Here is a 25,452-nt window from a genome sequence, read left to right on the forward strand (position 1 = left end):
ACTAACCATGTTTTAAAATAAAGATGGTATTTTTTGCAAATCTTAACATTAAATCAACTTTTAAAATTATGGTAGAGAAAATAAAAAAAACAGAACAAGAGTGGAAAGAAATTCTTACTCCTGAACAATTTGAAGTTACCAGAAAACACGGCACAGAAAGAGCTTTTACAGGAGAATATCACGACTTTAAAGGTAAGGGCATTTATAAATGTGTTTGTTGTGGAAATGAATTATTTGTTTCTGATACTAAATACAATTCTGGTACAGGATGGCCTAGTTTTTGGCAACCAATTAGAGAGGATAGTGTTGCTTACAAAAATGATTTTAGCTTCTTCATGAAACGTACTGAAGTTTTATGTAATGCTTGTGATGCTCATTTAGGTCATGTTTTCAATGATGGCCCTGAGCCAACAGGACAACGCTATTGTATGAACTCTGCGGCTTTGAAATTTGAACCCAAAAACTAAAATTCTAAATAAGATAAGGGTTAAGGGCAATTAGTAATTAGTAATTAGCAATTAGCAATTAATACAAGGGAATAGACAACAGACAACAGGCAATAAAATAGTGTTTCATTAACTTGTACTTAATACCGTAAGGGTTGAATATACTTAACCCCTACCCCCCAATCCGAGTAAAATCACCTTAGTTTAATTTCATCGATAAAAATTGACTACTCACAACTGTACAAGTTGGGTTATAACTAGATAATTAAAGAAACTTTGACCGTAGATAGTAATTAATGGGGGGAATATTTTGGCTATTTTTTTATCTCGAACTCATGGGGAAAATAATTATAGACGTAAGGCTTCAAGCACGAAAGCAAATAGAAGAAATATAAAATCAAAAGTAGCCCAAACACAAACTAATAAAAGGCTAATTAGGAAAACAAACGCCCCATACACATCTATTACTCAGGAAAATGTTGTCACTCAGGCAAAAGAGCAACAGAATTTAGTCAATACTATCTTTAACAATGTTTTTCGTTTAACAATTTTTGGTGTAGGTATTGGAACTATTTTTGGTAGTGTCTTGGCTAATACTGATTTAACTAAACCCCTCTTTCCGAAAATTGATATTCCCTTTGTTGATAAAGTTGCACAAAATACATCTCTGAATCAAGAAACAAATGCCAGTCAAGAGAGTCAACCTCTCGCCTACACTCCTGAAGTAAATAGCAATCCAGAAGAATTAAGATTTTCTGAAGAATTAACAGCTTTAAGAAGTAAATTTGATGCTCTTAAGGCAAAATATCCTAAATTAGAACCCGGAGCGTTTTTTGTTGATTTGGATAATGGTGCTTATGTTAACTATAATGGCATTGCTCCTTTTCCTGCCGCCAGTACCATTAAAATACCCGTTTTAGTCGCTTTTCTTCAAGATATTGATGAGGGAAAAATTTATCTTGATGAAAAGTTAACTATGACAGAAGCGAATAGAGTTCCTCATTCTGGTAATATGCAATATAAACCGTTAGGAACACAGTTTACTGCTCTTTATACTGCCACAGAAATGATCATTAATAGTGATAATACTGCCACAGAAATGATTATTGAGCGATTGGGGGGTAAAGATGAGTTAAATAAGCGTTTTCAAGAATGGGGTTTAGAAAATACTGTTATTCGTAATCTTCTGCCTGATTTAGAAGGTACAAATACCACTAGCCCTAGAGATTTGGGGATTCTCTTAGCTAAAGTTAATCAGGGTGATTTGTTGTCTGTGCGATCGCGCGATCGCCTCTTAGAAATAATGCGACGGACAAAAACTCAAACCTTACTACCTCAAGGATTAGAAAATAATGCCATCATTGCCCATAAAACAGGAGATATAGGCATAGTATTAGGAGACGCAGGTATAATCGATATGCCCACAGGAAAACGTTATATTGGAGCAGTTTTAGTCAAACGTCCTCATAATGATTACTCAGCTAGAACTTTAATTCAAGAGATTTCCCGCACTGCCTATCAACATTTTAAATGGTATCTTGCCCGTCCTCCCATAAATAATAATGAAACTAGCCAATAAATAAGGGGTTTGGGCTTCGGAGTTAGGGGTTAAGGGTTCGGAGTTAAGAGTTAGAAATTATTAATTATCATCAACTATTTACCTTTGCCCTTTTGCCTTTTATTCAACAACTTTTTAATTGAAATATGCACCGCATACCAGCTACACCGGGGGGATGGAATCCTGATACAGAAGGGGTAATTTTCATCGAACAAAATCCCGCTCCAATTATTTTTATTACCAGCGCCGATACAGATATTCAAACTACTGCCGCCTGTTTAGAAAAACTGCCAGAAGATTTTCCGCCCATGAGAGTAGTAAATTTATTACAATTGCAACAAGAATTAACTATTGATACCTATGCAGAAGAAGTTTTATCCCATGCCAAAGTAATTATTCTGCGACTGTTAGGAGGGAGAAGTTATTGGAGTTATGGTTTAGAAGTTTGTAAAGATACTGTTTCTCAAACTAAAGCATCCTTATTTATTCTACCGGGAGACGATCGCCCCGATGCAGAATTATTTAGTCAGTCGAATATGTCCATTTCTCAAGTTAGTTTATTATGGCGTTACTTAACAGAGGGAGGATTAGAAAACTTCGCTAACGGTTTTAAATTTATGGCGAATACTTGCTTAAATACTAATTATTCTTATCAACTTCCTTTAGAAATTCCTCGCTTAGGCATTTATAATTGTTTCAATTAAGTTTAAGATAAATTGATAAATTTTGTTAGGACTAATAAATGTTTATAAAAGATTTGACTGAAACTTAGAACTTGTCTAAACCGGATATTTTGCTGAACAACTAAAGTAATTTTTACTTTCAATCCTAAACTCTAAACTCCGAACTTAAGTTGAATTACTTACTAATTTTGAATAATAAAAACTGATTTTTTTGTTTACTATTCCCAGAAAAATTATTATCACTAACAAGAATCAAACTTTGACTACCATCAGGAAAACGACCACCAAGAGTCATTCCTTCTAAATTATCTAATTTTATTCCTAATTGTTTTAAATCTAATAGTAATTTTTTCTTAATAGGAATAATATTTTCAATGTTTCCAGAAATTGATTTTTGACCAGAAATATCACTAGCATTTCCTATTACCAATTGAAAAATTTTCGCACCATATCCCCTTAAGCCAAAAGTTCTTTCTAAACTTAATAAATAACCTTCATCTGGTAGTGATAATAAATCGGCAACACCATTATATAAGGTGCTAAAAGAAGGTTCATCAATGGTGTATAAATGTTCTCCAATCAATACAGGATCGCCAAAAGGATTGATCACATAATGTAAAAAACGAGATCTTAAAACGGTTAAAGGATTTTTCAAATCGACATCTTGAACTAATGCTGATTCTGTAACGGTGAATAAGCGAAAAGGGTCATCTGGCATAAATCCATTAGCTTTAATGGTTAAAGATTCTAATCCTAAATTATTTTCAATACCTTTTTTTTCACCTGTTTTGGGAATGTATCTTTCTGGTATTCTTATAGAATTTAATAAATTTCCTTCTAAATCATATTCATTAATAAAAGCAGGAATATTTTTATTTGTAAGCCCTTCACTACTAATAAATAAACTGTTGCGAGGACTAAATGCTATTCCCTCTGTATCAGTAGTATTTTTTTGATACAGTTCTCCTTTTTTGTCCTTTAAAAAGGTAACATTTTCTATTTTTATATTTTCTATTTTTTCTTCTTCAATATTTATTTTAGCTGTGTAAAAACGAGCAGGAGAAATATTAGCTCTATCATCAGAAATTAAATAGTAAACATCTTCTTTTGGGTTATAAGTTATTCCTGATAAGCCACCAATAACAGTATCTTGATAATTAATTTCTTTGAGGGTATATTCCCCTAAAAATTCTATCTTTAAATCTAAGAAAGTGCGATCGACTTCTGCTAAAGACTTTAAATCATAAAAGGGGAAAAGAAAAAAGAATAAAACTAAAATAAAACCGATAAATCTAGTTCGAGAAATAGACATAAAAAATAAAAGGGGCAAGTTTATAACAATTTTAATCTTAATACGTGTAATCTATACAAAACTCGATCGCATCAATCATAATAAGTCCATATTCGATATATCTTAATCAATTTTTCTTCTTCAGATCACTTCATAAACTAACCTATGTTGCTTATTAATTCTTCTACTAATTAATCCTTTCATATCCCCTTTGAGTAGCTCATATTCAGGTGGATATTGATAAGGGTTATGGGTTATGATTTCAATTAGTTTCAATGTTTTTTGTTTCAATCCGCTTGAAGATAACTTTTTCGCATCTTTCTGCGCTTGTGTCATAAAAATTATCTTATACACTACCAATCTAGTTCCTCTAAGGTAACACCATTTTCAATCGGTTCTTTTCTAGCTTCTTTTATACTTTCAACCATTCCTGATAGAGACCTCAAATATTCATTATCACTAATATATTCAGATTCTTCTAAAATCCTTAATTCATTCTCCGAAAAATTCTTAAGAAGACTTATAAATTGTTCTTTAATGCGATCGTCGATTCTCAGAGTAATAGTTTTCATCTCACTTAATATTATTCCCCGATTGTTCGCCCATTCATTATATCCCAATAATTTATAAAATTGAAGAGCGATCGCATCTTATGTTTATTAGGGAATAAATTAATTTAACCTTAATGTGCAAGAAATCCACTGAATCAAATTAGCCATAGCCATAAATGATATGATTAAAAACTAATAGATATATTTAAAGAAACTATAAAAACTGGCTATGTTTAAAAAGCTATTTGGAGATCCTAACACTCGTAAACTAAAAAAACTACAACCTTACATTGCAGAAATAAATCTTTTAGAAGAAGACATAAAGAAATTAACCGACGATGAAATGAGGGCAAAAACCGCATCTTTTCAAGAGATGTTAGCAAAAGCCACCACAAAAGAAGAAAAAGATACTATCTTAGATGAAATTTTACCCGAAGCCTTTGCTCTAGTGAGAGAAGCAGGGGTAAGAGTTTTGGGAATGCGTCATTATGATGTGCAGTTACTAGGGGGTATTGTATTACACACAGGGCAGATTGCCGAGATGAAAACAGGGGAGGGTAAAACCCTTGTCGCAACTTTACCCGCCTATCTTAATGGTTTAACAGGAGAAGGTGTACACGTTGTCACCGTTAACGATTACCTTGCTCGTCGTGATGCTGAATGGATGGGGCAAATTCATCGTTTTTTAGGCTTAAGTGTGGGCTTAATTCAAAGTGGGATGACATCCCCTGAAAGACAGAAAAATTACAGTGCCGATATTACCTATGCGACTAATAGTGAGTTAGGCTTTGATTATCTTCGAGATAATATGGCTACGGATATGGCTGATGTGGTACAACGTCCTCCTAATTACTGTATTATTGACGAAGTTGACTCTATTTTAGTGGATGAGGCTCGTACTCCTTTGATTATATCAGGACAGGTTGAGCGTCCTATGGAAAAATATATGGAAGCGGCGAAAATTGCTCAAATGCTTACCCGTCAAAATGAAGAGGGTGACGGCGGTGATTATGAAGTGGACGAAAAAGCAAGAAATGTTTTATTGACTGATGAAGGCTTTGCCCATGCTGAGGAGTTATTAGGAGTTACAGATTTATATGATCAAGAGAATCCTTGGGCTCATTATATTTTCAATGCCATTAAAGCTAAAGAATTATTTACTCGTGATGTTAATTATATCGTCCGTAATAATGAAGTGGTAATCGTGGATGAGTTTACGGGGAGAGTTTTAGCTGGAAGAAGATGGAGCGATGGTTTACATCAGGCTATTGAGGCAAAAGAAGGAGTAGAAATTCAAAAAGAAACCCAAACCTTAGCGAGTATCACCTATCAAAACTTCTTCTTACTCTATCCTAAACTATCGGGTATGACTGGTACTGCCAAAACCGAGGAAACGGAATTTGAAAAAGTATATAACCTTGAAGTTACCATTATTCCAACTAATCGCCCCTCCGATAGAAACGATTTACCTGACGTAGTTTATAAAAATGAAATCGCAAAATGGAAAGCTGTTGCGGAAGAATGCAAAGAAATGCACGAAACGGGCAGACCTGTACTTGTAGGTACTACCAGCGTAGAAAAATCTGAGGTTTTATCTCGTTTATTACAAGAAAGAGAAATTCCTCATAATATCCTTAATGCTAGACCAGAAAACGTGGAAAGGGAATCAGAAATTGTTGCTCAGGCTGGTAGAAAAGGGGCTGTAACCATTGCAACTAACATGGCAGGGCGTGGTACAGATATTATTCTTGGTGGTAACTCTGACTATATGGCAAGGTTAAAGTTAAGAGAGTATTTTATGCCCCAAATTGTAACTCCTGAAGATGATCAATTAATGGTGACTGTGCCAGGTGTTGATATGGCTAAACGTTCTAAAGGGCAGGGTTTTAGTGGTAATGGCGACGGTAAAAAACAAAAAAACTGGAAGCCTTCCTCAGATTTATTTCCCTGTCAGTTATCAACAGATACTGAGGCTCTTTTGAAAGAGGCCGTGAAATTTGCGGTGGAAAAATATGGGCAACAGAGTTTATCCGAATTGGAGGCAGAAGAAAAAATTGCGATCGCAGCCGAAAAAGCACCGACAGAAGATCCCGTCATACAAAAATTAAGAGAAGTCTATCAAGCCATTCGTAGAGAATATGATGAGGTAACAGATAAAGAACATGATTTAGTAGTCGATAAAGGCGGTTTGCACGTCATTGGGACAGAAAGACACGAATCAAGAAGGATTGATAACCAATTAAGAGGTAGAGCAGGAAGACAAGGAGATCCCGGTTCAACCCGTTTCTTTTTGAGCTTAGAAGATAATTTATTACGGATTTTTGGCGGAGATAGAGTTGCAGGTTTAATGAATGCCTTTCGAGTGGAAGAGGATATGCCCATTGAATCGGGAATGCTCACCCGTAGCTTAGAAGGGGCACAGAAAAAAGTAGAAACCTTCTACTATGATGCACGGAAAAACGTCTTTGAGTACGATGAAGTTATGAATAACCAACGTCGTGCTATATATGCTGAACGTCGTCGAGTTTTAGAAGGAAGAGACTTAAAAGGTCAAGTATTGCAATACGCAACCCAAACGATGGATGAAATTGTCGATGCTTACGTCAATCCTGATTTACCCCCTGATGAGTGGAATTTAGAAGCGTTGGTAGAAAAAGCTAAAGAATTTATTTATCTTCTCCAAGACATCACCGTCAAAGACTTAGAGGATATGACTGTTGCAGAGATGAAAACATTTCTCCATGAAGAAGTCCACAAGGCTTATGATTTAAAAGAAAATCAAATTGAACAAATCCAAACAGGGTTAATGCGTCAAGCGGAAAGATTCTTTATTCTGCAACAAATAGATACCCTTTGGCGTGAACACTTGCAAAAAATGGACGGTTTACGAGAATCCGTTGGTTTAAGGGGTTATGGACAAAAAGATCCCTTAATTGAATATAAACAAGAAGGCTATGAAATGTTCTTAGAGATGATGATAGACATTCGCCGTAACGTGGTTTACTCCTTATTCCAATTCCAACCCCAAGTACAACCTCAAGCCGTCTAACAAAATAGGCTGTCAGATATTCAATAAAATACTTGCTATTGGGTAGGGTTTGGGAGTCACCTCTCTTCCCTGCCTTAAGAATCGTGCGTGACTGTTTCCAATCACACGGCTCAAGCCTTATTTCAAGTCTTCAACTCTATCTCTCACGGTTGGGATTCGGATGGGATGTTTCTTGCCGTTTGATTTGGGTATATAAACCCGTTTTGTCGCAACTGCTTTCTTTTGGCATCTCGCACATGGTGAGGGCTTTCTGCTAACATTTTAGGTAAATATCCGCAAAAAACTTAAACCATCATGAGTGAACCAGAAAACCTTTTACAAAAAGCATTTTATCTAGGAGTCGGTATTGCAGGATTTGCCGTAGAAAAAGCTAACGATGCCCTACAGGAATTAAAAGAACAAGCCGATAAATTAGTCATTAATGGTGAGTTTCCCCACAGACTACAACAAATAGCCGATGAAATGGTCAATAAGGGAAAAATGAATACCGAAGAAGCCCGTAAATTTGTCGATGAAATTCTCCAACAACAAAATAATCAAAAAGCCAACAAAGAAGAAAATAGCAATTCTTCAGAGCCTCGCATCATTGAAATTATCACAGACGAAGAAGAAGACAAGGCATAAAGACTCAATTATGATATAATTTGAGAGATTTTAAACCCAATAGATTGACCAATGGCAGAGACGCGCGCAAAAATAGCAGTGGATGCAATGGGCGGAGATAATGCCCCTCAAGAAATCGTAGCTGGTGCAATTAGAGCCTCAGCAGAACTAGATGTCGATATACTCTTAGTCGGCGATCCTGAAGCTATTCAGGCACAATTAGATCATCATGGTTGTACCTCTACCAATATTGAAATAGTCCCCGCCGATGGAGTTGTCTCAATGGAAGAAGAGGCACTTGTAGGGGTTCGTCGTAAGCCGAATGCTTCTATTAACGTGGCAATGGGGTTAGTAAGGGAAAATAGAGCCCAAGCAGTTGTTTCCGCAGGACATTCAGGAGCGGCAATGGCCGCCGCTTTACTGGGACTCGGCAGACTCAAAGGAATCGATCGCCCCGCTATTGGTGCTGTTTTTCCCACTATGTATGCCAATAAATCGGTAATTGTCCTCGACGTGGGAGCAAATGTGGACTCTAAACCTAAATACTTAGAACAGTTTGCCCTCATGGGAACAGTTTATAGTAAATACGTACTAGGAGTTGAAGATCCAAAAGTAGGCTTGATCAATATCGGTGAGGAATCAAGCAAAGGAAATGAATTAGCCAAAGAAACTTATAAATTGCTCTCACAGAATCCGAAAATCCCCTTTATCGGTAATGCGGAAGGCAGAGACGTTCTTTCAGGAGACTTTGATGTTATCGTTTGTGATGGCTTTGTCGGTAATGTCTTATTAAAATTTGCCGAGGCAGTAGGGGAGATTATGTTACAAATAATCAAAGAGGAATTACCCTATGGAGTCAGAGGTAAAATCGGTACAGGTATTTTAAAGCCAAATTTGCGTCGCATCAAGCAAAGAATTGATCACGCAGAGCATGGAGGTGCTTTATTGTTCGGGGTAAATGGGGTTTGTATTATAAGTCACGGTAGTTCCCAAGCACCTTCTATTTTTAGTGCTATTCGTATTGCTAAAGAAGCGGTGGATAATCAAGTATTAGACCGTATTCGCAATTTTCAAGGAGAGAAATCCGTTAGTAATGAGCAGTTAGGGATTACTAATTAACCATTGTAATAGGTTTAGGTATCGGGTTTCGGGTGGCAAGTTTCTAGTGTAGATTAAATGACAAAGGAAAAGGGTAGGGAAAAAGGTGAATCGTTGATAATTAAAAACTTATTGTTCCCCAATGTCCTAAACCAATAGCTAATAGTTTGAATGTAATATCAGATTATAACCTTTATCAGTTTAATCTTCCTTATTTTCATTGTCAGGACTTAACTCTAATTCAGCACTCAACTCCAACTGAGATTCTAATTTTGCCTCTTGTTTAACTTTTTCTCTTGTTTCAAAAGTAAGAGGGATTTTTTCTAGTTCAGGTAGAGCAACTAATTTACGTTTTGTTCTTTCTTTTTGTCTTGATGTAAATGTTGGTAAAGGATGTTCTTTGTTTTCTTGTTCTAACCAATAATTCGCAACAGGTAACGTATGCTCTAAGTCTTCTAGGAGTCGAGGAATAATCATCACGGCATTTAAGTCGCCAATCCTTTCTGCTTCAGCCATTCCAGCTTCGATCGCAACTGCTACATTTGCCACTGAACCTCTAACTATTACTGTACACAACCCCGCCCCAATAGTTTCATAAGAAGCTAACTGTACATCCGCCGATTTTAACATTGCATCCGCCGCTCCCACCATGGCGGGAAATCCTTTGGTTTCCAATAAGCCAATAGAACGATTACTTAAACGGCTAAACCCTCTTTTTTGTTGTGCTACCTCTACCAAACGGCTACCAATGGGAAATACTGCCTCTAAATTAGGCATCGGGCGAGGAATAATCAATTTTGTGTGTAATTGACCTATTTGCTCCGCCATTTTCGCCCCTTCTTCCACCGCCAAACGCACATCTGCAATTCTCCCCCTGACAATAGCAGTACAATGTCCCGCACCAATTTTCTCATAACCTACTAACATCACCTCAGCAGATTTCAACATCATGTCAGCCGTTCCCACGATGGCAGGAAAGCTGTAAGTAGAAACCAAACCAAGGGCGCTATCGGGACTAATGTGCCTATGTCTCATGAAAATGATACGATTGTTTTAAGTAAGTAGTGTGATTGTTTAAGATTTTCTTAACTGTATCTACTCTATAATCATACATCTATTGTTGAGAAATAGCAATTGAGGATTAGAGTTGACCATTAGCCATTCTCACTCAAATAATGATACAATTTAGCACATAGCTAGGGGTGTCTAATTTGTTAGGCTGAGAAAAACCCTTAGAACCTGAGACTGGGTAATACCAGCGTAGGAAAGCTGTTTATAGAGGAAAAAATATGCGTACAGAATGGATAGCGAAACGTCGTGGACAAGCTAACGTGTCTCAAATGCACTATGCTCGTCAAGGTGTTATTACCGAAGAAATGCACTATGTAGCGACAAGAGAAAACTTACCTGCTGATTTGATTCGAGATGAAGTGGCAAGGGGCAGAATGATTATTCCTGCTAATATTAATCACCCCAATCTTGAGCCTATGTGCATCGGTATTGCCTCTCAATGTAAAGTGAATGCGAATATTGGGGCTTCTCCTAATTCATCCAATATTGATGAAGAGGTAGCTAAATTAAACTTAGCGGTAAAATATGGTGCAGATACCGTTATGGATTTATCCACCGGTGGCGGTAATTTAGATGAAATTCGCACAGCAATTATTAATGCTTCTCCTGTCCCCATTGGTACAGTTCCCATTTACCAAGCCCTAGAAAGTGTACACGGAAAAATCGAAAATCTTACCGCCGATGACTTTTTACACATCATCGAAAAACACGCTCAACAAGGTGTTGATTATATGACTATTCATGCAGGTATTTTAATTGAATACTTGCCTTTAGTACGTAATCGTATCACTGGTATTGTATCCCGTGGTGGTGGTATTATTGCCCGTTGGATGTTGCATCATCATAAACAAAATCCCCTTTACACTCATTTTGATGATATTATCGAAATCTTTAAGAAATATGATGTTTCTTTCAGTTTGGGTGATTCTTTGCGCCCCGGTTGTACCCATGATGCTTCTGATGAGGCTCAATTATCTGAGTTAAAAACTTTAGGACAATTAACCCGCCGTGCGTGGGAACATGATGTACAAGTAATGGTAGAAGGCCCTGGCCATGTACCGATGGATCAAATTGAGTTCAATGTGAAAAAACAAATGGAAGAATGCTCAGAAGCTCCTTTCTATGTTTTAGGTCCTTTGGTGACAGATATTGCCCCCGGTTATGATCATATCACAAGTGCGATCGGAGCGGCTATGGCTGGTTGGTATGGTACTGCGATGCTATGCTATGTTACTCCGAAAGAACATTTGGGCTTACCTAACGCCGAAGATGTGCGTAATGGCTTAATTGCTTATAAAATTGCGGCTCATGCGGCAGATATTGCCCGTCATCGCCCCGGTGCAAGAGATAGAGATGATGAACTTTCTAAAGCTCGTTATAACTTTGACTGGAATCGTCAGTTTGAGCTATCTTTAGATCCAGACAGAGCAAGAGAATACCATGATGAGACATTACCTGCAGATATTTATAAAGAAGCAGAATTTTGTTCTATGTGTGGTCCTAAATTCTGTCCTATGCAAACTAAAGTAGATGCGGATGCTTTAACAGAGTTGGAAAAATTCTTAGCAAAAGAAGCTAGTAGTAAGCAACCTGTGGCATAGTTTTTTCTTTGAGTCTTAATGGTGGGCATTGCCCACCCTACTCTACAATCTAATAAACTCAAAGATTTTGTCGGATGCCAACTAATTCTAGTTGAATAGATTTTTCTCCTTGCCACTCATTTTCTTTTAGTTTATAGGCAATATCTACTATTTTAGGTAGAGGTGAATATACCGCCCAACGCCATGCGATCGCTTTTAGTTCCCTTGTACCATCAGAAATAAATAGTTGCAAATGCTCTCCTGTTTTAGTAATTCTTTCAGACTTGATTTCTACGTGGGGAGTCCAAAAAATGGGGGCTTTATTTTCAATACCCCAAGGGTATAAATCCTCAATTTCTTGTAATAGTTTGAAGGTTATTTGTTCAAAGGTTATTTGAGCATCTATTTTGATTAAAGGTTTTAAATATTCAGGTAGTAAACATTGATAGGAAAATTCTTTTAAACGTTGATGAATTAAATCTAAATTTTTCGCTTCAAAACTAAAACCTCCTGCGGCTTTATGACCTCCATATTTCTTTAATAAATCATCACAATATTGTAAAGCAGAAAATATATTATATTCTTCAATTCCTCTCGCTGAACCTCTTATTATGCTTGGGTCTTCATCTTCATAAGTACCGATAAAAACTGGCACTCCATAACGTTCTACTAAACGAGAGGCAACGATGCCTATTACACCATGATGCCAATGATTATTAATAATTAATAATACTCTATCTTCTTGCCATTTAATTGGTTTTGTTTCAATAATTTCTATGGCTTCTTTTTCTATTTGTTTGCATAATTCTTGACGAGTATGATTAGTTTGCTCACATTGCAATGCTTTCGTAATGGCGATTTGTTCGTCATCAGTGGTGAATAATTCAATTACAATTTGTGGGTCATCTAATCTACCAATAGCATTGACTCTTGGCCCTAATTTAAAACCTATATCATCAGAATGCAACTGTTTTTTTTCTTCTGTTAATCCTGCACATTTACTTAGGGCTTGAATTCCCAGAATATCTGATTTAGGAAGTAGTTTTAAACCTCTTTTTAACCAACGGCGATTCACTCCAGTTAAAGGGGCAAGATCTGCGATCGTACCTATGGTGTATAATTCTAAAAGAGATTTGGTCAAACCGTCTAATTTTCCTAAAGATTGAGCCAAACAAACTCCTAAGACATAAGCGACTCCTACTCCTGCTAATCCATAATAGGGAGAAGTTTCTGGGAGAAGTTTGGGATTGAGAATAGCATCGGCAGGGGGTAATTTTTCTGGGAGGTCATGATGGTCGGTTATAATAACCTTTAAACCTAATTCTTTTGCCCTTTTGATGGGATTATAAGCAGAAATACCATTATCTACTGTCAGAATTAAACTTACTCCTTCTTGCTTAAACTCTTCGACAATACGTTCATTAATACCATAACCGTCTTTCATACGACTAGGAATAGCATAATCTACTTTTGCCTCAAGGTGTTTTAAGGCTCTAATTAGTAAAGCTGTACTTGTCATCCCGTCTGCATCATAGTCTCCACAGATGGCTATTTTTGCTCCAGATGCGATCGCATCTTTTAATAATTGAATACTATAGGGTAAATCAGGAAATTCTGCGAGGGGAGAAGGTAAGTTAACGGTTTCGGGGGTGATATAGGCTTGGGCGGAATCTATATCGTCAATGCCACGATTAGCGATAACCTGAGCCATAATGAGGGAAACCCCAAAGTGCTTAACAATATCTGTGACGATGTGAGGTTGAGAAGGATAAAATTTCCAACGTTGACGGGGTAGATTATGTGTCATTCCTGAATAAATTAATGATTTACGGTACTTGATTATTGTTATTCTTTCACCTTGCCGAAACGTCTGTCTCTTTGTTGATAATTGAGTAAAGCCAGATGGAATTCTTCCCGACTAAAATCAGGCCACAAAGTATTAGTTACATAAATTTCGCTGTATGCCATTTGCCATAACAAAAAGTTACTTAAGCGCATTTCACCACTGGTGCGAATTAATAAATCTGGGGATTCTAAGCCGTTAGTGTAAAGGTGACTTTCAAATAATTCCTCGTCTATATCTTCTAAATTTATTTTACCCTCTTGAACAGAAGATGCGATCGTACGACAGGCTTGGAGAATTTCCTGACGACTACCATAATTAGTGGCAATATTAAACTTAATACCCTTATTATATTTAGTTTCTTCCATTGAATGATAGATTTCTGCCTGTAAAGACTCTGGTAAAGCCTTTAAATCGCCGATAAAACGGATTTTGACATTTTTTTCCATCATTTGTGCTAATTCCTTTCTCAAAACCCTTTCAAAGAGAGTTAAGAGAAATTCTACCTCAGTTATAGGCCTTCCCCAGTTTTCCGTAGAAAAAGCATAGGCAGTTAAAACTTTAATACCCCAATCATCACAGCAACGTAATAAACTTTTCAGAGTGTCAACACCTTTTTGATGTCCTACAATACGAGGAAAGCCCCGACGTTTTGCCCAACGCCCATTACCATCCATTATCACTGCTACATGATGAGGAATTATTTTTGCATTCAAATCCGAAGGCAATTCAATTAGATTCTGTTTTAAATTCATGTTCAATTAGCTGTAGGAAATCAAAACACCCTAACCTTTAAAGTTTACTAGAATTTTGACTAAATCACGATTAGTTGATCATGAATGATGAATAGTTGATAATTAACAATATTACTCCCAACTCCGAACCGTAAACCCTAACCTCTCATTTTGCTTTTCAAATTTGCGATCGCATCTTTTATTTGTTCAAAACCCGTACCACCATAGCTATTACGGGCGGAAACTACCTGTTTCGGTTTGATTGCTTCATAAATATCCACCTCAAAAGCAGGGTGTAATTGCTTCCATTCTTCGAGGGTTAAATCCTTGAGTAACTTATTTGCCGCTAAACTGGTTTTCACGACTTTACCCACTAGATTATAAGCCTCACGGAAAGGCACACCTTTACTAGCTAAATAATCAGCAACATCGGTGGCATTGGAAAAATCCTCGTCAACGGCTTCGGCGAGGCGTTGGGTACGAAATTCTAACCCTTCTGACATTAAGATAGTCATAGCGGTTAAACTACCCTTAACGGTTTTCACCGTGTCGAAAATGCCCTCTTTATCCTCCTGCAAGTCTTTGTTATAGGCAAGAGGTAAACCTTTCATAATGGTTAAAAGTGCCTGTAAATGCCCGAAAACTCGCCCTGTTTTTCCTCTCACCAATTCGGGAATGTCGGGGTTTTTCTTCTGAGGCATGATACTTGAGCCAGTAGAGCAGTTGTCTTTAAGAGTAATAAAACTAAATTCTTGGGATGCCCACAAAATCAATTCTTCACTGATACGGCTAAGATGTACCATAATCAAACTGGAAGCACAAAGAAATTCAATGGCAAAGTCTCGATCGCTCACTCCATCTAAGCTATTCTCATAAATAGAGGCAAAATCTAACTCTTGGGCGCTAAAATGACGATCTATGGGGAAAGTTGTACCTGCCAATGCACCACAACCGAGGGGAGAAACATTGGTGCGATCGTAAATTTGTGCTAATCTTTCCCAATCCCGTTGCGCCATTTGACAATAAGCCATTAAATGGTGTGCTAAACTGATGGGTTGCGCCCGTTGTAAGTGAGTATAACCCGGGATGAGGGTTTCAATGTGGTTTTCTGCGTGGTTTAATAATGTCTTTTGCCAATCCCTTAATAAATCCTGAATTTGGCGAATTTGATCCCGCAAATAAAGTCTTATATCTGTACCCACTTGGTCATTGCGCGATCGCCCCGTGTGTAATTTTTTGCCGACATCGCCGACAATTTCTGTTAACCTTCTTTCAACGGCAAAATGGACATCTTCTTGCTCAATGCCGGGGTTAAAGTTACCATCTCTATATTCTTGACGAATTTGGCTTAATCCTTTTATCAGTGTTTCTGCTTCTTCTGGGGTGATAATTCCTGTTTTACCGAGCATTTTGGCGTGAGCCATAGAACCAGTGAGATCATACTCAATTAATTCAATATCAAAGCCAATACTAGCATTAAATTCCGCAATAATAGGATTTAAAGACGTTTCAAAGCGATCGCTCCAAGTTTGTTGTTTAGTCACAGTTCAAAATTAATAATCAACTAACGTAGTAAATATTATTGAATCAAATATTAAAAATGTCATCTAGTTAGTGTTGTAATTGACCAAAATCATCTCAGTTTTTCGGCAATAATATTCAGATAAGGGCAGATTGTAGGGGTTGAATATTCTTCAACCCTCATGACGGCAAGTTTGACAGTAAAGATTTTCTGAACATTTATTAATCAATCAAAGAGGTGAAAATAAACAAATTAATTATTTATGGCTTTAATTGTTCTAAAAACGAGTAAAAGAAGCAAAAATATAACCAAAAAACACACCAATCAACAAAGCCCAAATTTGTCCAGACTCAACAAAATTTTTCCAAGCATCAGACATTTGACCCAAAATATCAGGGTCTTCTATCATTTGAGCTAATAATCCATTATTAATCACTAAATCATAAATGGGTAACTCTGTCATCGAATTAATCTCCGTCAAGTATCAATATTTTTCACATTGAGTTAATCTTACTTAAATCTTGTACTCTCAGTTAAACTACTTTTTTATTAAGTTTTATTAAACCTTATTCTCAGAAAAATGTTAAAATAACTCTAAAAATTTAAGTAAAAACCCTTATTTTTATAATAAATCCATATGTTACTGAGCAAATTTGACACTATTGGGGAAAAAACTATCAATAAAATTGCGGAAATGGCTTTTAAAAGTCAAATCAAATCAGCTAAATACTTAAGTGTACAAGTAAAAACAAATCCACAACAATTAGCTAAGGGAATCTTAGAATCATTAGATATTGATGGAAATGGTTTAATGATGCGGGAAAATCTCCCTTTAGAAAAAATGAGAATCACTCTCAATGATATTGCGGTTAGTCCTTTTAAGGCTTTAATGGGAAATGTGGAATTAACCCAACCTAGTCGTGGAAAAGCCCGTATTATTCTTAACGAAACAGATATTGAAACAATCTTAAATGTTGATAATCTTAACAGTAAATTAAGACAATACTCTAGCGTATCAAAAGCATTTTTTAAAAGAGTAGATTTTCGGATTTTATCTGATGGTAGAATTGCGATAAAAGCTAAATTAAAAGAAAAAAATAGCAATAAATTAGAGAGTATCTGTTTAGTTATAAGACCTCGTATTTGTCAGCATAAAAAAGGTATCATCTTAGATGAATTTGCTTGTACTCAAGGAAAAAACTGGTCAGCAAAAGTAGTTAAGATTTTATTAGCAGAAGTGGGAAAAGTTTTAAATTTAGAAAATTTATTAATAGATGGAATTTATTTACAGGTAGATAAAATTAACATCTCAGAAGGCAAACTTAATTTATTTGCTAATGCTGGTATTACTCATCTACCTAAGTCAAAGAAGTAGTGTTTAATAATCAATAAAATTTTATTTATCCATATTTATCTTTTTTACACACTTTATTAACTCTTTAAAAATCAATTTATTATGACGTTTTTTATTTTTATGAATACCCGAGTAAAATGAAACTATTATCTATTGCTTAGTTTCTAAATTTTTTTATTATAATCTCTGTAAAGAAGCTGAAAATATGTTTTAATAAGATTGTAAATAATAGTTAAATATATAGTTAATTATTCATTGAATAAATGAATTTTATTGTTGAATCAAAAATTAAAGTAGCAGAAAATTTATATTTGTCCCCGATGGGTTGCGGTACTTGGGCTTGGGGAAATCGTTTTCTCTGGGGTTATGAGCCAGAAATGGACACTCAATTGCAGGAAACTTTTAATTTGTTGGTATCTCAAGGGGTTACTTGGTTTGATACGGGGGATTCCTATGGTACAGGTAAACTAAATGGGCGTAGTGAGACTTTATTAGGTAAGTTTAGCAAAGAATATCAAGGGGATCATCAATCTGAAATTGCGATCGCAACTAAGTTGGCTGTATATCCTTGGCGTTTGACACCCCAATCAATGATTAATGCTTGTGAAAAATCCGCTCAAAGGTTGGGTAGAAAGGTTGATTTAGTACAGTTGCATTGGTCTCCTGCAAAATATCTTCCTTGGCAAGAAAAGCCTTTATTAGAGGGTTTAGCAAGGTTATCGCAAGAGGGATTAGTAAAGGCAGTTGGGTTGTCTAATTATGGGTCAAAAAATCTGTTGAGTGCTTATGAATTTTTCCGAGAAAGAGGAGTAAAAATTAGTACCCTACAAGTGCAGTATTCCCTTCTTTCTACTTATCCTTTTGTCAAATTAGGCTTAAAAGAATTATGTCAGCAGTTGGATATTAAAATTATTGCCTATAGCCCCTTAACTTTAGGGCTTTTAACGGGAAAATACCGAGATTTGAACAATTTACCCTCTGGCGCTCGTCGTGGCTTATTTAAGCAGTTATTACCAGCCATTAAACCTCTTTTATTAACCCTAGATGCGATCGCATCTGATAATGGAAAAACCATGGCACAAACAGCAATTAACTGGTGTATTTGTAAAGGTACAATTCCTATACCGGGGGCAAAAAATCCCCGTCAGGCGAGGGAAAATTTAGGGGCATTGGGATGGCGTTTATCGAGAGGGGAAGTAGAAGAATTAGAGAGAGTGGCTTTAGGTTTAAATAAACAAATGATTCAAAATATTTTTCAAACCCGTTAACCTTGGAAACTATTTCTTAAAGTATTGCTCAATCCAATCAATAATACTCAAGCCCCCCCAAATGGTTGCAAAAATAATAGACGCAGAAACGACTCCAGCAATTAAACAAAGACTTAATCCAGCTAAAACAATAAAACCATCATCCTCCTGCATCCCAAAAGCTGTAACAAAAATACCCATCGCAGGAGCAGTATTAGTGCCAGGAATTGGTATCATCATGGAAATAGCCATAAGTGCGATCGCAATTCCAATCACAATTCTTCCTGAAAAGCTAGTACAAATATAAGTAAGCCGAGGTTTTGTTAAATTCTCAATTCTCTTTAGCCAAGGTAAACCCATTTGCACAAACTTACGAGCAGTGCTGGTTTTCATAGCCCCTTTAAGCATTTTATCTGGCAACCAAGGTGTTTTATGCCCAATTACTAACTGAATCGCCAGTAAAAAAATCAGAATCCCAAAGGGTATAGAATAGCCCGGTGCAGGTATGGGTAAAGCAGAAGGTAGCGATAAAATAACTAAGAGAAAACCAAATATTCTTTCTCCTGCAAGGCTTAATATCTCCTCTAGGGTAATTTTTTCTTCCCTTTCTTGTACAAAAAAATAGTCGTTTAGCTCTTGAGACAATTTGGACATAAATTTAATTATTAAGTAGTTATTGGGAGATTAGAGAAGCGGGGGGGTTAGGAGTTAGGAGTTAGAAGTTCGGGGTTATTAATTATCATCAACTATTTACCTTTGCCCCTTGCCCTTTGCCCTTTAATTAGCAGTTTCAATTGTTGTATTCCCATTTTCATCAACCCATGCTAAATAAGAAATACCTTCCTCAAGAGCATAGTTACGAATTTCATCAGGAGTACGCATTTTTAGGTCAATTTCCACTCTGACGATGTGGTTAGTATTTCTCAATTTTTGGGCATAAGCAAAAGCTGAATTTGATGCTTTTATGTTGGTAGGTATCACTAACCAATCACTGGGGGGAGTGCTTTGAGGTAAATTAGGGCTATTTAATAAGCAATTATGTAAGTCTTGAATGTTAAAGCAAAAACCAATCCCGGGAGCATTTTTTTTCTGGGGGTGATACACTTCCAAAAGTTGATCGTATCTTCCTCCTTGCCCTAATACATAGGGTTTATTGCCCATAACTTGGACTATCTCGAAAACAATACCCGTATAGTAGTCAAAAGTCTGAATTAAACTTAAATCTAAGGTTATAGGTAGAGGTTTTTCACAGCTATGGTTGATTAAATCCATCAATGAGTGTAAATGATTAACGGCTTTTTGGGCGGTTTCGTCTAAGTCAAAATCGGCAACTTTGGCTAACACTTCTTGGGGATTTCCTCTTAAATCGAATAATTGCAATGCCTTAGCCTTGAGATTATCTTCTAAATCTAGTTTTTGTAACTTAACTCGATCTAAAGATGCGATCGCATCTAAAATTTGTTCACGAAAAGCACAAGGAAAAGTATTAAGCAATGAGCGGGTTAAACCTGCATCTCCTAAAAGTAATTGTGCGCCTTCAATGCCTAAAGATTGTAAACAATTAATCAACAGTAAAATAATTTCCCCATCGGCCAAAACACCATCAGCGTATAATAATTCGACTCCTGCTTGATAAAATTCTAATTGTTTTCCATGATGGCCTGCAGGAGGATTCCGAAATACATTTGCTCGATAACAAAGTCTTTGAATAGTTTGATTGCTGAGACGATTAACCGCCGCCCTAGCAATAGAAGCAGTTAACTCAGGGCGTAAACCTAAACGCCCCTCACCGATGTTTTGCAGTTGAACTACAGTAGAAGGTTCGATCGCCCCTCCCGCCATCAGAGTATCCACCCATTCAATGGTAGAAGTGACGATTCTTTTGTATCCCCAACGCTGGAAAACCTCTTGTAAGCGATCATTAATCCAACTTTTTTGGGCTACTTCTAAAGGTAGTAAATCTCTTGCTCCGGCGGGTGCTTGATGAATCATACTGAAAATTTGTAAGTCTAAGGGATGGATGATAAATCATGGTTAATCCTACCACAAAGGAATGCCAAAAATTTTAGGTGGTTCTTTTTTACCTTTTTTATCTTTCTTATCCTTAGATTTTCCTTTATCTGAATCTTTACTTTCTGTTTTTTTACCATCAGTTTTACCTGCGGAGGATTTTTTCTCTTTCTGTTTTAATTCTTCCTGAGCCTTTTTCACGGTAGGATCATTGCTATCAAGACCTACAGCTTTATTAATATGAATACGTCCATAGGGTAAATTATTCTGTAACAAATAAACAGAACCTAACATAGCATGAGCCTCCGCACTATTTGCATCTATTTTTACCGCCTCTCTCAAGTCAAAAAGTGCCGCATCAGGGTTAAACTGCTCGATATGATTTTTTGCACTATTGATTAGTTTTTCTAAACGAGAAACAGGTACTTTTTCCTCTTTTTCTTCTACCTGTTGAGAAACGCCTGTATTACCAGATTGACCCGGTGCGGCAGTAATTATTGGCTCAGAAACAGCAATTTTAGGCTCAACATTAGACGAAGCACCACCCATTACTTTTCCTAACTCCCCTTGTTTTTGACGAACTAAAAAAATCATATTCAATTCGCTTAATAAACCTATTTTGAGAGCTAATTTACTTAAGTCCTGATATTGATCTTTAGCCAAGGTTTCAATTAAATCTTGATACATTTTGTCGAAATTAGCTTCTTCCCGCAGTAATTTTTTGGGAATTTCACCGCTAAGAGTCATTTCGTTAGCCATAGGTGCTAATCTCATGGAAATCTCAGAAAAGATAAGTTGACATTCTTTCCTTAACTTATCCTTATATAGATTTTCATAAGCTGGATTGACCAATTTAGATAAAATGGTACTGGCTTTTTCTCTATTTTCTTTCGTTTCAGCTTGATTGGTGTCTGGATGAAGTTGATAAGCTAATTTTAAATAACGCAGACGAATATCCTTGGGATTTGCAGAAATAGGTAAACCCAAAATGGCATAGTAGTCTTTAACCTCATACTTGAACAATCCACCTTTCAAATCAGAAATTAACATATCTTACACAACCTCTTTAAAATTTATTTAGATGATTTTTATAATTGCCAGAAATCAAACTTAGGTTTTTTCCTCAGATAGTATGCTATTTTACTAATAAATAAATTATCCAATCTTGTTACAGTTCAGATTTGACGATAAAAGGTGAGAATCCGATGACAATTTAAAAGTATATATGTCATTTATTTTTCACTCTTACAAATCAAATTCGGAATCAGTTTCTATTTCCTGCCTTTATATCTATAGTAAGCAAAGAAACAAGATAATTTCGCTTTAAAATAAGGGAGTTGGTATTAATATTACAAGAATCTCCAAAATCCAAAATTATTTAAAACAAATAATCATTATTGTAATCTTGGATTAATTGACATTGTAGAGTTGCTCGATATTTTCAAGGTTCATTCTTGATGATACCCCCAAACTAAGAGGCGATCGCATCTTATTAATAAAATGTTCTTCTCCAGCACAAGCAATCATCGCTCCATTATCGGTACAGTATTTCAGAGGAGGAAAGAAGACTTGAAGATTATGCTTTTGAGCTTCTGCTTGTAAGGTATTTCTTAAAGCAGTATTTGCCGCCACTCCGCCCCCTACTGCAATGGTATCCAAATTAAGGTCTAAACAAGCTCTAATTGCTCTTTTTGTTAATGCCCCAGCAACGGTATATTGAAAACTAGCACATAAATCCGCTACAGGTAAAGAATCGGAATTTTCTTTTTGTAAACCTTGAATAAGTCTTAACATGGCTGTTTTTAAACCGCTAAAACTACTGTCATAGGGGTGAAAACCTTGATTATTCGGTAGAGATACTTTTCCTTCTGGCAATTTAAAAGCATGGGGATTTCCTTCCTTTGCTAACTTGTCGATAATAGGACCTCCGGGATAGCTAAGGTTGAGTAGTCTCGCCACCTTATCAAAGGCCTCCCCTGCCGCATCGTCACGAGTTGAGCCAATGGTTTTGTAAACTCCGCTTTCGATGACGTGAATTAAGCTAGTATGCCCCCCTGAAACCAATAAACACAAAAATGGTGGTTTGAGACTCGGTTCACCCAGATAAGAAGCGTAAATATGACCTTCCAAATGATGAATCCCTAAAAATGGCTTATTATGAACCATTGCCAATGTTTTCGCCGCCGTAACTCCCACAATTAAAGAACCCACTAACCCCGGAGTTACTGTAGATGCGATCGCATCTATGTCAGACCATGATAAACCAGATTCAGTCATCGCTTGATCAATACAAGGGTTAATCATTTCCAAATGACGACGGGAAGCTAACTCAGGTACAACTCCGCCATACTGCTCATGTAGCTTGATTTGCGAAGCCACTACATTAGCGATAACATTACGATTTGTTACAATGGCGACGCTAGTTTCATCACAACTACTTTCAACTGCTAAAATTGTGGGCATTATTTTCTTGATTTGTTAAGAATAATAAATTTTCTAACTATTACTTTACTCCATTTACTAATCACAGTAAAATCGCATTTGAAGTCATTTTTTCGGCTTCATTTTTTGTAACAAAAACTTATTGTTTCGTAGCAAAAGGAAACAATTTTATGAGAAAAATATTCAGTTTAGTATTAGCATTTACGCTATCGATTACCCTCTGGTTCAATTTCGCACCTGCGGCACAAGCCGATTTATCTCACTTAACTCCTTGTAGTGAGTCTCCTGCTTATCAAGCGAAAGCAAAAAGTTTCCGTAATACCACCAGTGATCCTGAGTCTGGTCAAAAACGTGCTGAAAGTTATGCCGAAGCCCTTTGTGGTCCTGAAGGCTATCCCCATTTAGTCGTTGATGGCAGATTAGATCACGCTGGTGACTTTATCATCCCCGGATTATTATTCCTTTACGTTGCTGGTTGGATTGGTTGGGTAGGACGTTCTTACTTAATCGCCATCCGTGAGGAAAAAGACACCGAGATGAAAGAAATTATCATCGATGTACCTCTTGCCATTAATAAAATGTTATTCGGTTTTATGTGGCCTCTACAGGCTTTCGGTGAGTTTACTTCTGGTAAATTAACGGTTAAAGATTCCGAAATTCCTGTTTCCCCTCGTTAATTTCTCGGTCAAATTTTAGTTATTTTTTTAGGAGAAAATTAGATGAAAGGTCTAACTACTTTTTTATCCACTGCACCAGTTTTAATTACTGCTTTATTAGTTTTTACTGCTGGTTTATTAATCGAATTTAATCGTTTTTATCCCGATCTTTTATTCCATCCTATGGGATAAATATCTGTCTCATAGTTTAAACTCAAAGTCGCCTCTTAAGTAATAATTTTTGGGGCGATTTTTTTTCTGCTCTCTTATTTTTAAGTATGTAAATTATTGGTTAAGGTAAGCAATAGGCAACGGGAAATAGCAAATGAAATGAGTTAACATTCAAAAAATAACACCGTCAAACCTGTCTTTAACTAATATTTTTGCCAAACAACTGAGGTAAATCGAGGTTTTAAATCTCCACAACAAAAAAAATTAGCTGTCTCTGATTATTTTGTGAACCAGATCAAGTTAACATTAACTAGATAGAAAATGTTGTTTTATTATTTGTTCAATCTCCCAGTCAGATAGCTAACTTATGTTACCAAAAACCTCCCATGTAAATGAAATTTACCATCTAATTGCTTTTCTTGTTTCAATGAATGTGGTAATGTGGAGTACTCCTGTCGTTAAAAATATTGGTTTAAGAAGTGGTCATGTAGATAAACCAGATGCAAGAAAAATTCATAGTCAACCAATTGTTAGAATTGGCGGAATAGCTATTTTTGCAGGTACAACAGCAGGTTTACTAATTGTCTGGTGGTTAGGAGGTTTTGGAGTCTTATCCCCAGAGAAAGACGCAGAAATTTGGGGGGTTACTATTGGGGCAATTTTCTTTTTTTTCATTGGCTTGGCAGATGATTTATTTAATCTTTCTCCTCAATCCCGCTTATTAGTTCAATCTATTGTTGCCTCTTTTGCTTGGTATAAAGGGGTGAGAATTGATTTTTTTACAATTCCCTTTGGTGATTTAATCCAAATTGATATGTGGTGGCTGAGTTTACCCATTACCGTAATTTGGTTAGTGGGAATGGTAAATGCAGTTAACTGGATTGATGGTTTAGATGGTTTAGCCGCAGGAGTTTGTGGTATTGCGGCAGTGGTAATGTTAATTGTTAGTTTATTCATGAATCAACCGGCGGCGGCATTGTTAGCGGCAGGTTTAGCAGGAGGTGCTTTAGGTTTTTTGAGGTACAATTTTAACCCAGCCGAAATTTTTATGGGAGATGGTGGTGCTTATTTCATGGGTTTTATGTTGGCAGGAGTTGCGGTAATTGGCATTTCTAAGACTGCGGCAGTAACGGCAGTGCTTTTGCCCTATGTTATTTTAGCTGTGCCTATTTTAGATATGTCTTGGGTAATTTTATCCCGTGTTTTGCAGGGAAAATCTCCTTTTTTGCCCGATAAGCGTCATTTACATCATCGTTTATTACAAGCAGGAATTTCTCAAAGACTAACAGCTATTTATATTTATTCTTTAACATTATGGGCAGGTAGTCTTGCTCTGGCTTTTTCTGGTTTTCCTAGTGGTGGGGTTTATGCTTTGGGAGCAACTATGTTGCTTATTTACACTACTTGGCAGGTGTGGAGAAATTCTATTAGGAATTAGTGAAAGAGTTATACACTTCCTGAGTATAAATTGATTTAGGTTAGGGTAGGCAACCGACAAGAGTTTTCTTACAGGACAAAATCATACCCTTGGACAATATATATC

Annotated in this window: 24 protein-coding genes and 1 riboswitch; of the genes, 12 read left to right on the plus strand and 12 right to left on the minus strand. The window is 36.4% G+C overall.

Features of this window, described 5'->3' with window-relative positions; translation table 11 throughout:
- The first annotated feature begins 68 nt into the window (after window positions 1-68).
- From msrB to Dongsha4_RS05960, 3 genes are all read left to right on the plus strand, one after another.
- A complete protein-coding gene (gene msrB / locus Dongsha4_RS05950; protein ID WP_330204802.1) occupies window positions 69-467 on the plus strand; it encodes a peptide-methionine (R)-S-oxide reductase MsrB in 399 nt (132 codons plus the stop codon).
- A 289-nt stretch (window positions 468-756) separates the two neighbouring features.
- Window positions 757-2,025: a serine hydrolase gene (locus tag Dongsha4_RS05955; RefSeq protein WP_425590778.1), complete on the plus strand. Its 1,269-nt coding sequence runs from the start codon at window positions 757-759 to the stop codon at window positions 2,023-2,025.
- A 125-nt stretch (window positions 2,026-2,150) separates the two neighbouring features.
- On the plus strand, window positions 2,151-2,708 hold the full coding sequence (locus Dongsha4_RS05960; RefSeq protein ID WP_330204803.1) for a cobalt chelatase: 558 nt from the start codon (window positions 2,151-2,153) through the stop codon (window positions 2,706-2,708).
- 154 nt (window positions 2,709-2,862) lie between these two features.
- Here Dongsha4_RS05960 and Dongsha4_RS05965 read toward each other — a convergent pair whose 3' ends face one another.
- The 3 genes from Dongsha4_RS05965 to Dongsha4_RS05975 all read right to left on the minus strand — a co-directional run bounded on the left by Dongsha4_RS05965 (window position 2,863) and on the right by Dongsha4_RS05975 (window position 4,550).
- On the minus strand, window positions 2,863-3,999 hold the full coding sequence (locus tag Dongsha4_RS05965) for an esterase-like activity of phytase family protein (protein ID WP_330204804.1): 1,137 nt from the start codon (window positions 3,997-3,999) through the stop codon (window positions 2,863-2,865).
- 120 nt (window positions 4,000-4,119) lie between these two features.
- Window positions 4,120-4,314, minus strand: coding sequence for a Txe/YoeB family addiction module toxin (locus tag Dongsha4_RS05970; RefSeq protein WP_330204805.1), 195 nt, complete (start codon window positions 4,312-4,314; stop codon window positions 4,120-4,122).
- A gap of 17 nt (window positions 4,315-4,331) precedes the next feature.
- Window positions 4,332-4,550, minus strand: a complete 219-nt coding sequence (locus Dongsha4_RS05975) for a hypothetical protein (protein ID WP_330204806.1) — start codon at window positions 4,548-4,550, stop codon at window positions 4,332-4,334.
- A 208-nt stretch (window positions 4,551-4,758) separates the two neighbouring features.
- Between Dongsha4_RS05975 and secA the strand changes: the two genes are divergently transcribed.
- From secA to plsX, 3 genes are all read left to right on the plus strand, one after another.
- Window positions 4,759-7,578 (plus strand): preprotein translocase subunit SecA, encoded by a 2,820-nt coding sequence (gene secA / locus Dongsha4_RS05980; protein ID WP_330204807.1) that lies wholly within the window; start codon window positions 4,759-4,761, stop codon window positions 7,576-7,578.
- 294 nt (window positions 7,579-7,872) lie between these two features.
- Window positions 7,873-8,202 carry a hypothetical protein gene (locus tag Dongsha4_RS05985; RefSeq protein ID WP_330204808.1) on the plus strand — a complete coding sequence of 110 codons (330 nt, stop codon included), beginning with the start codon at window positions 7,873-7,875 and terminating at the stop codon, window positions 8,200-8,202.
- Window positions 8,203-8,253: 51 nt separating this feature from the next.
- Window positions 8,254-9,300, plus strand: coding sequence for a phosphate acyltransferase PlsX (gene plsX, locus Dongsha4_RS05990; protein ID WP_330204809.1), 1,047 nt, complete (start codon window positions 8,254-8,256; stop codon window positions 9,298-9,300).
- 180 nt (window positions 9,301-9,480) lie between these two features.
- On the opposite strand, the gene Dongsha4_RS05995 is transcribed toward plsX, so the two are convergent.
- Window positions 9,481-10,314, minus strand: a complete 834-nt coding sequence (locus tag Dongsha4_RS05995) for a carbon dioxide-concentrating mechanism protein (protein WP_330204810.1) — start codon at window positions 10,312-10,314, stop codon at window positions 9,481-9,483.
- A gap of 153 nt (window positions 10,315-10,467) precedes the next feature.
- A riboswitch (TPP riboswitch) is annotated at window positions 10,468-10,563 on the plus strand.
- Window positions 10,564-10,568: 5 nt separating this feature from the next.
- Here Dongsha4_RS05995 and thiC point away from each other — a divergent pair.
- The gene (gene thiC / locus Dongsha4_RS06000; protein ID WP_330204811.1) at window positions 10,569-11,951 is read left to right on the plus strand and encodes a phosphomethylpyrimidine synthase; all 1,383 of its coding nucleotides are present in this window, start codon (window positions 10,569-10,571) and stop codon (window positions 11,949-11,951) included.
- Window positions 11,952-12,009: 58 nt separating this feature from the next.
- Here the strand turns inward: thiC and recJ are convergent, their stop codons facing one another.
- The 4 genes from recJ to Dongsha4_RS06020 all read right to left on the minus strand — a co-directional run bounded on the left by recJ (window position 12,010) and on the right by Dongsha4_RS06020 (window position 16,492).
- Entirely contained in the window at window positions 12,010-13,737 is a 1,728-nt protein-coding gene (gene recJ / locus Dongsha4_RS06005; protein WP_330204812.1) for a single-stranded-DNA-specific exonuclease RecJ, read from the minus strand.
- Window positions 13,738-13,775: 38 nt separating this feature from the next.
- Window positions 13,776-14,528: an isoprenyl transferase gene (locus Dongsha4_RS06010; protein WP_330204813.1), complete on the minus strand. Its 753-nt coding sequence runs from the start codon at window positions 14,526-14,528 to the stop codon at window positions 13,776-13,778.
- Between the two features lie 137 nt (window positions 14,529-14,665).
- Window positions 14,666-16,051, minus strand: coding sequence for an argininosuccinate lyase (gene argH / locus Dongsha4_RS06015; RefSeq protein WP_330204814.1), 1,386 nt, complete (start codon window positions 16,049-16,051; stop codon window positions 14,666-14,668).
- 255 nt (window positions 16,052-16,306) lie between these two features.
- Window positions 16,307-16,492, minus strand: a complete 186-nt coding sequence (locus tag Dongsha4_RS06020) for a hypothetical protein (protein WP_330204815.1) — start codon at window positions 16,490-16,492, stop codon at window positions 16,307-16,309.
- Between the two features lie 174 nt (window positions 16,493-16,666).
- On the opposite strand from Dongsha4_RS06020, the gene Dongsha4_RS06025 reads away from it, so the two are divergent.
- Both Dongsha4_RS06025 and Dongsha4_RS06030 read left to right on the plus strand, forming a co-directional pair.
- Window positions 16,667-17,404: a DUF2993 domain-containing protein gene (locus tag Dongsha4_RS06025; protein ID WP_330204816.1), complete on the plus strand. Its 738-nt coding sequence runs from the start codon at window positions 16,667-16,669 to the stop codon at window positions 17,402-17,404.
- Window positions 17,405-17,646: 242 nt separating this feature from the next.
- On the plus strand, window positions 17,647-18,651 hold the full coding sequence (locus Dongsha4_RS06030; protein ID WP_330204817.1) for an aldo/keto reductase: 1,005 nt from the start codon (window positions 17,647-17,649) through the stop codon (window positions 18,649-18,651).
- Between the two features lie 9 nt (window positions 18,652-18,660).
- On the opposite strand, the gene Dongsha4_RS06035 is transcribed toward Dongsha4_RS06030, so the two are convergent.
- From Dongsha4_RS06035 to tsaD, 4 genes are all read right to left on the minus strand, one after another.
- The gene (locus tag Dongsha4_RS06035; RefSeq protein ID WP_015218147.1) at window positions 18,661-19,284 is read right to left on the minus strand and encodes an exopolysaccharide biosynthesis protein; all 624 of its coding nucleotides are present in this window, start codon (window positions 19,282-19,284) and stop codon (window positions 18,661-18,663) included.
- 123 nt (window positions 19,285-19,407) lie between these two features.
- On the minus strand, window positions 19,408-20,622 hold the full coding sequence (locus Dongsha4_RS06040; RefSeq protein WP_330204818.1) for an ATP phosphoribosyltransferase regulatory subunit: 1,215 nt from the start codon (window positions 20,620-20,622) through the stop codon (window positions 19,408-19,410).
- Between the two features lie 48 nt (window positions 20,623-20,670).
- Window positions 20,671-21,690 (minus strand): DnaJ domain-containing protein, encoded by a 1,020-nt coding sequence (locus Dongsha4_RS06045; protein WP_330204819.1) that lies wholly within the window; start codon window positions 21,688-21,690, stop codon window positions 20,671-20,673.
- 360 nt (window positions 21,691-22,050) lie between these two features.
- Entirely contained in the window at window positions 22,051-23,103 is a 1,053-nt protein-coding gene (gene tsaD, locus Dongsha4_RS06050) for a tRNA (adenosine(37)-N6)-threonylcarbamoyltransferase complex transferase subunit TsaD (protein WP_330204820.1), read from the minus strand.
- 149 nt (window positions 23,104-23,252) lie between these two features.
- Between tsaD and Dongsha4_RS06055 the strand changes: the two genes are divergently transcribed.
- The 3 genes from Dongsha4_RS06055 to Dongsha4_RS06065 all read left to right on the plus strand — a co-directional run bounded on the left by Dongsha4_RS06055 (window position 23,253) and on the right by Dongsha4_RS06065 (window position 25,347).
- Complete coding sequence (locus Dongsha4_RS06055) at window positions 23,253-23,759, plus strand: Photosystem I reaction center subunit III (protein ID WP_099434611.1); 507 nt, start codon at window positions 23,253-23,255, stop codon at window positions 23,757-23,759.
- Window positions 23,760-23,801: 42 nt separating this feature from the next.
- On the plus strand, window positions 23,802-23,930 hold the full coding sequence (gene psaJ / locus Dongsha4_RS06060) for a photosystem I reaction center subunit IX (RefSeq protein WP_015218142.1): 129 nt from the start codon (window positions 23,802-23,804) through the stop codon (window positions 23,928-23,930).
- Between the two features lie 346 nt (window positions 23,931-24,276).
- Window positions 24,277-25,347, plus strand: coding sequence for an MraY family glycosyltransferase (locus Dongsha4_RS06065; protein ID WP_330204821.1), 1,071 nt, complete (start codon window positions 24,277-24,279; stop codon window positions 25,345-25,347).
- Window positions 25,348-25,452 lie beyond the last annotated feature (105 nt).

The organism is Cyanobacterium sp. Dongsha4 (genome assembly GCF_036345015.1).
Classification (GTDB): Bacteria; Cyanobacteriota; Cyanobacteriia; order Cyanobacteriales; family Cyanobacteriaceae; genus PCC-10605.